The organism is Pseudonocardia pini, from assembly GCF_013870575.1.
Classification (GTDB): Bacteria; Actinomycetota; Actinomycetes; order Mycobacteriales; family Pseudonocardiaceae; genus Pseudonocardia; species Pseudonocardia pini.
In genome coordinates this window covers 1-1,362 of sequence record NZ_JACBXB010001095.1, presented here as the reverse complement: position 1 = coordinate 1,362, position 1,362 = coordinate 1, and the positions used below count along the sequence as shown (strand labels likewise).

The window sequence follows — 1,362 nt, the reverse complement described above, 5'->3', positions numbered from 1 at the left end:
GCCCCAGGTCGCGAGCGCGACGACGACCACGGCGGGCACGTGCTTGAGATACATCCGCAGGACCGCACCCATCAGACCGGGCGAGACTCGGGCGGAGAAGCGCAGCATGACCAGGAAGTGCAGCACGATCGCGAGGCTCGCGCCGACCGCGACGCCGTTCACCCCCCAGAACCGGGCCCCGACCACGGAGAACACCACGACCTCGGCCGCGTAGAGCCACTGCCGCCACGCCGCGCGGTAGACCGCGCCGGTCGCGCGGGTGAGCGAGGTGCTGATCTTGTACGAGGTCCGCGGGAGCAGGGCCAGCGCGAACACCTGGACGGGCAGGACCACGGCCGTCCACTGCGCGCCGAGGAGCACGTGCACGACCTCGGGAGCCAGCACGAACAGCAGGACGGCGGCGGGCGCGGTCACCAGGGCGACCAGGCTGGAGGTCCGGACGTAGGCGGCGCGCAGGCGCTCGCCGTCGTCGCGTACGCGGGCCATGGCGGGGAACAGGGCCTTGTCCGCGGCGCCGCCGATCACGTTGGCGGGCTCGGAGAGCAGGTTGTACGCCCGGGTGTAGACGCCGAGGGGGCCGGTGCCGAGCACGTTGGCCACGACGAGGTTGTCGGCGTTGAGCGCGAACCAGTTGCCGAGCTGGGTCAGCGAGTACCCGGAGCCGAAGTTCAGCATGGGGCGCAGCCGGTCCCAGGCGGAGCGGTCGAGCCGCACGCAGGGGCGCGTGAGGGCGAGGCAGCCGATCGCCTTCACCGCGGCGGCCGCCACCTCCGCCCAGGCCAGCGCGGCCGGGCCGAAGCCGAGCAGCGCCAGCACCACGCTGACCCCGATCAGGGTGGGGCCGGTGGCCAGCAGGTCCACCACGGCCATCGGGCGGAAGCGCAGGTCCCGCTGGAGCAGCCCGGTGGGGACGGCGATCGCCCCCGCCAGCACGAGCGAGAGCGACAGCAGCGGCAGCAGCCCGGAGTCCGCGGGCAGTCCGACCAGGCCGTTCAGCGCCGGGGCGAACGTGGCCAGCAGGACCGCCATCACCACGGACAGCAGGATCGAGAACCAGAACGCGGCCGCGACGTCCCGGTCGGTGAGCTCCCGCCGGTGCACGAGCGCGGCGGCGACGCCGAGCTGGGTGACCAGCTGCGTCAGCCCGACGACGAGCAGCGCGGCCGCCACCGACCCGAACTCCTCCGGCGTGAGCAGCCGGGCCAGGACGATCGTCGCGACGATCTGCAGTACCGCCTGCCCCACCGAGCCGGTGAAGGCCCAGGCGAACCCGCGTGCGGTCCGCGCCGTGAGGTTCTGGGGCGCGACGGTGGGCAGCGGGCGCGTGGGGTCGCCGGGTTCGATCATCGATCCGCCCGCAGG

1 protein-coding gene is annotated in these 1,362 nt (G+C 73.9%); it reads right to left on the bottom strand.

What is annotated here, in order from left to right:
- Positions 1–1,347: lipopolysaccharide biosynthesis protein (locus H5J29_RS32825; RefSeq protein ID WP_181784781.1), on the bottom strand; the 1,347-nt coding region annotated here is incomplete at its 3' end.
- Positions 1,348–1,362 lie beyond the last annotated feature (15 nt).